The organism is Duganella callida, from assembly GCF_004614165.1.
Classification (GTDB): domain Bacteria; phylum Pseudomonadota; class Gammaproteobacteria; order Burkholderiales; family Burkholderiaceae_D; genus Rugamonas; species Rugamonas callida.
Window position 1 is genome coordinate 1 of sequence record NZ_SPVG01000053.1, and the last position, 7081, is coordinate 7081.

Genomic DNA, 7081 nt, shown 5'->3' on the forward strand with positions numbered 1-7081 from the left:
CACAGGGCCAAGCCAGCGCGCCAGGTGGCCAGGCCAGCGCGTCGGCCGCTTCGGCGGGTGGCCAGTCTGTAGCGCCTGCCCCCTCGCCGGCCGCGCCTGGTGGCGGTATGCCGCCAGCGCCGGCCGGTGTCTCGGCTTCGCCTGCAGCACCAGCTGCGCCAGCTGCGTCTGGACCAGCTGCGCCGGAATCATCACGGCCTACCCCACCAGCGCCGCCAGCGCCGGCCGCATCTGACACAGGACCGGCCGCACCTATCGCGCCAACAGCAGACGCAAGCGCACCAGCTGCAGCCGATGGCGGCGGGTCCGTGAGCGGTGCGCAGCAGCCGGCAGCGCCAAGCGAAAGCAAGGCAAGCCGAATGACGAAGGATTCGGCGAGGACGGCGCTGTCCGAATTCAAGGCCGGCGGTGCCGGCGGCGCGTCGATCCAGGCGCACAGCGGGGGCGACGACTAGCAAGCCAGATAGCCAACAAAAAGGCCGGGGATTTCCCGGCCTTTTTGTTTGTCACTACCTGATTGCCGTCAAGGCTCTACGCGAATCGTCAGCGGCACGCCAGCACGCACAGCGCGGGCCTGCTCACGATCCAGCTGCAGGTCCGGCAGCACATGACGCGCTGCCGGCCAGCTGGGCGATGGGCCAGCCCGCACAGGATCGAGGTTGAGGGACAGCGCGTAAGGCTTCCAGGCCGGACTTACCGCCTTGACTGGTGCAGGAGCTGCAGGCGGCTCGATGCGTTCGCCGTTGGAGTAGATCAGATGGATCATCGCCCCTCCCTACAATCCACAGCCGTAGTCGTCCTGGTGGCCAGCGTGCTTGCCGTCCTTCGGATCGTCATCGAGCGACAGGCGCACGTCCGCGCCGCGTGCTGGCTGCTGGTCTGCACCGGCAGCCAAGCCAACCGCAGCACCAACCAGGAATGCCGCGCTCAGACCAAGCAAGCCGGTTCCCTGGTCGCCGCCAGTCTGCGGCGAGGCATCAGCTTTGGCAGCGGTCGGGCCGCCCTGCTGTTTCGCCTGTACCTTGCGCATCGCGCCGGCTCCCGCCGACGTGGCCAGCTTAGAGTCCTTGGCCGTCGTCATGGTAGTTGCTCGCAAATTGGGACTGGCCGTTGAATTGGGACTTGCCGGCGATCTCGCCGCCCCAAGGAAGTTCTGCGCCCTTCTCTGCTTTGGCGTGTGCTGGCTTCCCCTCGTCCCATTTCACCGTCATTTCCTGGCCAGGTTGATAGTCGGTGCCGTTCTTCTCAAACAGCAGCCGTTCGGGCTTTCCGGCCGGGTTCTCGGTCTGCACCAGGTAGTAGTCCTTCCCCCCGATCTGCTGGCCCACGACGACCTGGCCGGCCGTGGTGTCGGTCGGCTCTTTCGTTTTTTGCTCACGCTCCTGGGGCGCTTCTTGCACCGGCGCTGCATCGTGGGTATGGGCATGGCTCCCGCTGAAAAACGATCCGATGCCGCTCTGAATATCGGCGGCCGTCGCCGCCAGGCTGTTCGTTACAGTCAGGGCGGCGCTGGTCATTTTCTTTGTTACGTCGTTCATTTGAATCTCCTAGAAGTTGCGATTAAAGGCCGTGGCCTTTGTCCAGGTCTTGGCGCTTGGCCTGTTCCTGGGCTTGGTTTTTAACGGTCGCCCGCCCCTGGTTGTAGGTGACTTGCACCTGGTCGCCAGTCTTGGGCGCTTCGCTAAAATGCTTCCGCTCGTGTCGGATGGTATCCCGACCGTGCGATTGATACACGAATTCGCCATCGACGGCCCGCACCGGGCCGCTGTAGCGGCCGTTCTCGGTGTAAGGCGGTTTGCTGTTCTTGATGGCCAGTTGTACGTCCTGCTCCGTGGCCTTTTCCGGCGCTTGGCGAGGTGCTGGCGTCTTCGCTGCGCCTTCCCCTTTGCTTGCCGTTTCGCGCTGCTTGGCGAACTCCTGGCCAAGCCGGCGGGCCTCCTGCTCGCGTGCCTTGTCGGCGGCCAGCTCGGCGCTACGGTCGCGCATGATCTTGTTCAAGCGCTGGTCGGTGAATTCCACCTTGAGGCCAGCTTCGGCCGCGATCCGGGCGGCCTTCTCCTGGAAGTCCTGCGGACCGGACAGCGCGAGCTTGCTGCCGAACTTTTGCTGTGCCAGGCGCAGGCCGGTTTCGATGGTCTGATTATCGCTCTGCAGCATGTGGACGGCCTTGCCCTGGTCGCGCAGCATGTCCTTGCCGGCGCGTTGGTACGTCACATCGCCGTTGTTGTGGACCTGGTACGTGATGGCCGGCGCACGGTGGATCGGCTCGCGGTCCTGCTTCTCCCTGGTCGGTTCTGCAGCTGTCACCTGGGCGTCAGTATCCCGCGCCTTCTCGGCCTGTTCTGGCTTCATGCGGCGCAACTCGGCCAGGGCGTGTTCGTCGCCAGCCTGGGCCTTGTCAGCGAGGAAGTCTCGATACTGTGCGGTCGCCGGCACGCGCTGCGCCGCCGTCAGCTTCGCGCTTTCGGCCTTGTAGGTTGCGCGCTGCGCCGCCTCTTTCATCAGCTTGTCCATGCGCGCTACAGACGTTGCCGCCCTACGCTGCGCTACAGTCAGCGATGGGTCGCGTTGTATTTTGCTTTTCTTGGCGTCGAACTCCCTGCGGATCGCCGCCAGGCGCTCGGTATTGGTGGTGCGCAGGTCGGACCATTGGCGCGTGCGCAGCTGTTGCCGTTCGCCGCGGCCTGCCTGGAACTCGGCCCACAGCTGGCGGCGCGGCTCCTGGCGGTGATCGCGCTGCAGCTGCCGGCCAGTCTGGCGGCCGTAGGACTCGCGCAGGGTCTTTTCCGCATCCTTCCAGGGCATGCTTAATTCTTTGGTGAGGAAGTCGGACACGTTCAGGTTGCGCGCGCCGCACTTGATGCGGTCGCTTCCGTCCTTGGCTTTCGTGACCTCGTATTTTTCGGGGATCACGCCATGCGATTGCGACAACTCGGCCAGCAGACGGCGCGCATCGAGCTTGTGCTTTGCCTCTTGAATGTCGCTCTGCCGGCCGGCGCTGCGGGCCTGGCGGGCTTCCCGCTGATCGCGGGCCAGCTGGCTGACCACGTTGTCAGCCTGGCGGCCGGTGGGCTTTACTGCTGCATGGCGATCAGCAGGCCGTCGCAGTCCGTCAGCTGGTTCTGCTCGCTGGTGCTCCAACTTACCAGGTGCATGATCCGGCAATAGCACTTCAGCTCCTTTGGCGAAGCTAACCACACCGACGCCGGACAGAGTTCGCACACTGTTGAGGGATTGGGGCGGCGTTCCTTGTCCAAACGGCTCAAGACCAAACTGCCGATTACCGGCGGCTCGTTCAGGTCCGGCGGCGCGCTCGGTTCCGGCGGGCTGCTTAAATCCATAATCACGTCCAAATCGGTCGGCTCCTGCGGCTCGGTCGGTGCGGCTTCGGTTTTCTTGCTCATGGCTGGTGTCCTTTCGGTGTTTTTCATAGAAACGCTGCTCCCGCTCGGCCAGCATTTGCTGCCGCTGTTCGGGGGTGGCTTGGCGGTATGCCTGGTAGGTCTTGCGGTCGCCGCTGTTCAGGTACTTCACTTCCTTGGCGCGGGTCTGGTGCCAGTCCTGCAGCTGCTGGGTGAGGTAGGCCGGATCGCGGCGGGCTTCGCCGGCAACCTCATACTTGCGCTGAACCTCGGCGGCCAGGTGCCGCTGCTTCTCGGCGGCCGGCAGCTCGACAAACTCACGGCTAAAAACATAGTCCTTGAGATTGACGCCCTTGCCAGCGCCGGCCGGGGTGATATTCAGGTATTCATTCGGCTTGCCGGCATTGCGCGTGATGACATTGCCACGCTCTGCCAGCAAGGCGGTGAAATCCTCATACTTCTCGATATTTTTGGAAAGCATGGTTTCCAATATATCGCCACGCAAAGCTTTGTTTTGCCCTTCAAAGGTATCTCCTTTGTACCGACTAATCATTTCCGATGCGTCGGTGAATTCGATACGGCGATTCTCTTTAGGGCTGGCTAATCCGTATTTATTGTTAAAACTCTCTTGAAACGCATCAATATGACGTTCGCTATTCTTTACAAGTCCGAACGGGTCTAATGCTTGGCCAGTAAGCAAATTCTTTTTTACGATAAGACAATGGATATGCGGCTTGCACTCCACAAACTCGCCTGTCTTTTGATTCGTATAGCTCTTTACCCTTGGAATATGGGCTTCCATGTACATGCAATACTCATCTTTGTCGTAAGCCGAGAAAATGAATTCCTCTATATCTTTCGCCATTTCTTCAAGTCGGTCTACATGATCCTCTTTAAATGCAAAAGTACCATGAATATATAACTCGCCTTTACCATCCATTGTTTGAATGATCTGGTCGGCCACGTCAAGATCACCGGCCAACACAATGCGCTCGTCCCGCTCGTCGCGGGATAGCTCCATACCTTGTTTATGGCCTTCTTCCAGGTAGTCTTTAATACCGCCCGTCCCGCCGCGAATTCTAATCAACATGATTAATAGTCGCTTTCAGGTAACGGGCAATCAATTCCAGATTATCAATCAGCGCTTCGTATTTATCTTCCGACAGTTTGCCAGCCAGGTGATCGCTGTTTGCCCGGTAGGCCAGCTGGTTCATGTTGTTGCTGGTCTTGTTGACCAGGAACAACAAGCGGTTGCGGTCGGCGCTGGCCTTTGGCCTGGCGACGATCTGCGTCCGGTTGGTCAACACGCATTGCCGGAAGAAGTCGGAAGGGGACAACCCGGCCGCTTCGCACTTAGCCAGGTACGCCAGGCGCTCGGACTCAGCCAGGCGAAAGCTGACTGGCTTGCTTGCCTCGTCGCCGTGTTTTTTTGGTCGTGCCATCAGTTGCCTTTCGCCGCGTCGCGGCCCTTGTTCTCTTGGTGTGAAACCGCGCCCCTGGGCGCACATGACGACCCCGAAGGGGAAGGACAGTTTCAAAGGGGAACCCTTTGGCACGGGATATGTTGGAGAAATGCGGAGCATTTCGTAAACATATCTGTCGTGCCTGTATTTGCCTCTGCTCTTGACTTGGAAGTATAGCATAGCGTTGAAAATAGGCAATATCTGCAAAACATCAGCACAACATCAGCAAAATATCTGCACAATGTTGCTTGACATCAGCAAAACATCAGCATAACATCTGCAATATGCCTTGACGCATCAGCAAAACATCTGCAAACTCTCAGCATCTACGAGGAATGGGAGATACCGTGAAGAGAGAGCAAAGCCTGGCCGGGGTCATACGTGAGCGGCTGGAATCGATTGAACAACGCCTGGCGGTCGGGGTTCGCCAAGAGGTCTTTTTGGCGGAACTCGCGGAGGCCGGGTACGAAACATCACTGAGCAATTTCCGCAATGAGCTATGGAGGGCGAGGAAGCGAAAGGAAAAAACCGAAGGGCAGACAGGAAAAGGAGGACGTGTACACGCTCCCCTTTCCGCTGGACAGGCAGCACAAGGGCAGCGTGTACACGCTGCCAGTTTGACCGCAGGACAGGCACAAGGGCCGGCGGCTGCGCCGCAAGGTTCGACGCCAAAAGAAGGGCCAGCGCCGGCACCTGCCGCGCCTGGTGAGGCACGCAAGATCACGAATCCGGCCGATATTCGTAAAGCTCGGAAACGCGAAATTAACTTAGATGATTACATTGACAAGGAAGGTGAATAATGAAAGTAGCTGTCTTGAACTATACCGGCACGGTTGGCAAAACCACTATCGCAGCACATTTGCTGTCGCCCCGTATGAATAATGCGCCAATCTTTGCAATCGAAACGATCAACGAAACAGCCGGCGGTAACGGTCTTGATGTTGAAAAAATCCGTGGCGATAAATTCCGCGATCTGTTTAAAAAACTGATGGTCATTGATGATGCCATCATTGACGTTGGTGCATCTAACGTTGAGGCGTTCCTCGATGGCATGGTGAAGTTTGAAGACTCGCACATGGAATTCGATTCTTTCGTTATTCCAGTAACCAGCGGATCGAAAGAGCAAAAAGAAACTATCTCGATGGTTTCCACGTTGTCGGATTTCGGTATCCCTGCCGAGAAAATTCACTTGATATTTAATCGTGTGGAATCCGATGTGGCCGAAGAGTTCGGCCCGGTCCTTAATTTCGTCAAGAAATCGAAATCCTGCATTGCCAACCCGGAAGCGGCTATTTTTGAAAATGAGCTGTTCGATATGCTGTCTGTTAAAAAGCTGGCAATTGGCGACGTGCTGGCCGACGAAACCGACTATAAGGCGAAAGCCCGCGAATTGGGCAAAGACGGTGACGCGAAACAGAAATCGCATTACAGCGATATGCACATTATCAAAGCGCTGTCGAAAAGCGTTAATCGCAACCTCGATACCGTTTTCGCAGCTCTCTTTTAAGGGGTGAAAAACATGGTTGATGCACGTACAAAACTGGACATCATCTATCAGGAGGCGATGGGTGATGTTCACGAAATTCTGGATCGGGTGGACGTACTTAAAGCCGAATTGCCGGCTGCAGCCGACGCCCTGGGCGACAAGCTCAATGTCCAGACCGGGCATTACCTGGTTGCGGCCGAAAAGCTGGCCGCCGTGCTGCAGGGCATGGCGGGCGAGATTGACCGGGCGGCGGCGCAAGCTGCTGTCACGGCCGGCGAGACCGTCAAGCTCGATATACGCCAGGCGGCCGCGCAAGCCGCCAGTGAGGCCATCCGTATAGCGGTGGGTAAGGAAGTATCGGCTGTCGTTGGCGAGCTGACCAAGGCGGGCCGGCTGGTCCGGTGGACCATCGGGAAACACGTTGCGGTGGTGATCGGTGGCGCGGTGCTGGGCGGCCTGGTGGCAGCGACAACCCTGCATTACCTGCCTGTTGGCGGCGGCAGCGCGCCGCAGCTGTCGGAAAGTGATCGGCTGGCGATTGAAAACGGCCAGAAGATACAGAAGGTGTGGAACAGCCTGACCGACAAGGAACGGGCGCACATTCAGCAGCTGGCCGGCGAGAAATGACGAAGGGCTGGCACGAAGCCAGCCCTTCCGGGAATCTCGGTTGCAACTTCTAGGTAAACAATCAAGGCCCACGTAATTATGATGACTCAGTCATCATAATTGCAAGGGTATTCAAGGAATAAAATGAATAAAATTGCGCTTCC

At 58.4% G+C, this 7081-nt stretch carries 9 protein-coding genes; 4 read left to right on the forward strand and 5 right to left on the reverse strand.

Annotation, left to right across the window (positions count from 1 at the left end; all coding sequences use genetic code 11):
* A partial coding sequence (locus tag E4L98_RS30325) for a hypothetical protein (RefSeq protein ID WP_205746666.1) occupies nucleotides 1–235 on the forward strand: 235 nt, incomplete at its 5' end.
* Between the two features lie 288 nt (nucleotides 236–523).
* On the opposite strand, the gene E4L98_RS05595 is transcribed toward E4L98_RS30325, so the two are convergent.
* Genes E4L98_RS05595 through E4L98_RS05615 form a run of 5 tightly spaced genes read right to left on the reverse strand, consistent with a single transcriptional unit; the run spans nucleotide 524 to nucleotide 4900 of the window.
* The gene (locus tag E4L98_RS05595; RefSeq protein WP_135200582.1) at nucleotides 524–766 is read right to left on the reverse strand and encodes a hypothetical protein; all 243 of its coding nucleotides are present in this window, start codon (nucleotides 764–766) and stop codon (nucleotides 524–526) included.
* Between the two features lie 9 nt (nucleotides 767–775).
* Nucleotides 776–1081: a hypothetical protein gene (locus tag E4L98_RS05600; RefSeq protein WP_135200583.1), complete on the reverse strand. Its 306-nt coding sequence runs from the start codon at nucleotides 1079–1081 to the stop codon at nucleotides 776–778.
* Nucleotides 1059–1538 (reverse strand): hypothetical protein, encoded by a 480-nt coding sequence (locus E4L98_RS05605; RefSeq protein ID WP_135200584.1) that lies wholly within the window; start codon nucleotides 1536–1538, stop codon nucleotides 1059–1061. Before E4L98_RS05605 ends, E4L98_RS05600 begins: the two co-directional genes overlap by 23 nt.
* A 22-nt stretch (nucleotides 1539–1560) precedes the next feature.
* On the reverse strand, nucleotides 1561–4452 hold the full coding sequence (locus E4L98_RS05610; protein ID WP_135200585.1) for an LPD7 domain-containing protein: 2892 nt from the start codon (nucleotides 4450–4452) through the stop codon (nucleotides 1561–1563).
* Nucleotides 4442–4900, reverse strand: coding sequence for a plasmid mobilization protein (locus E4L98_RS05615; protein WP_229257269.1), 459 nt, complete (start codon nucleotides 4898–4900; stop codon nucleotides 4442–4444). The genes E4L98_RS05610 and E4L98_RS05615 overlap by 11 nt, the downstream gene beginning before the upstream one ends.
* Before the next feature lie 272 nt (nucleotides 4901–5172).
* On the opposite strand from E4L98_RS05615, the gene E4L98_RS05620 reads away from it, so the two are divergent.
* From E4L98_RS05620 to E4L98_RS05630, 3 genes are read left to right on the forward strand one after another with little or no spacing between them, the layout of a single operon-like run.
* Complete coding sequence (locus tag E4L98_RS05620) at nucleotides 5173–5625, forward strand: hypothetical protein (RefSeq protein WP_135200586.1); 453 nt, start codon at nucleotides 5173–5175, stop codon at nucleotides 5623–5625.
* Nucleotides 5625–6332: a StbB family protein gene (gene stbB / locus E4L98_RS05625; protein WP_135200587.1), complete on the forward strand. Its 708-nt coding sequence runs from the start codon at nucleotides 5625–5627 to the stop codon at nucleotides 6330–6332. The genes E4L98_RS05620 and stbB overlap by 1 nt, the downstream gene beginning before the upstream one ends.
* A 12-nt stretch (nucleotides 6333–6344) precedes the next feature.
* Nucleotides 6345–6938 (forward strand): hypothetical protein, encoded by a 594-nt coding sequence (locus E4L98_RS05630; protein WP_135200588.1) that lies wholly within the window; start codon nucleotides 6345–6347, stop codon nucleotides 6936–6938.
* Nucleotides 6939–7081: the final 143 nt, after the last annotated feature.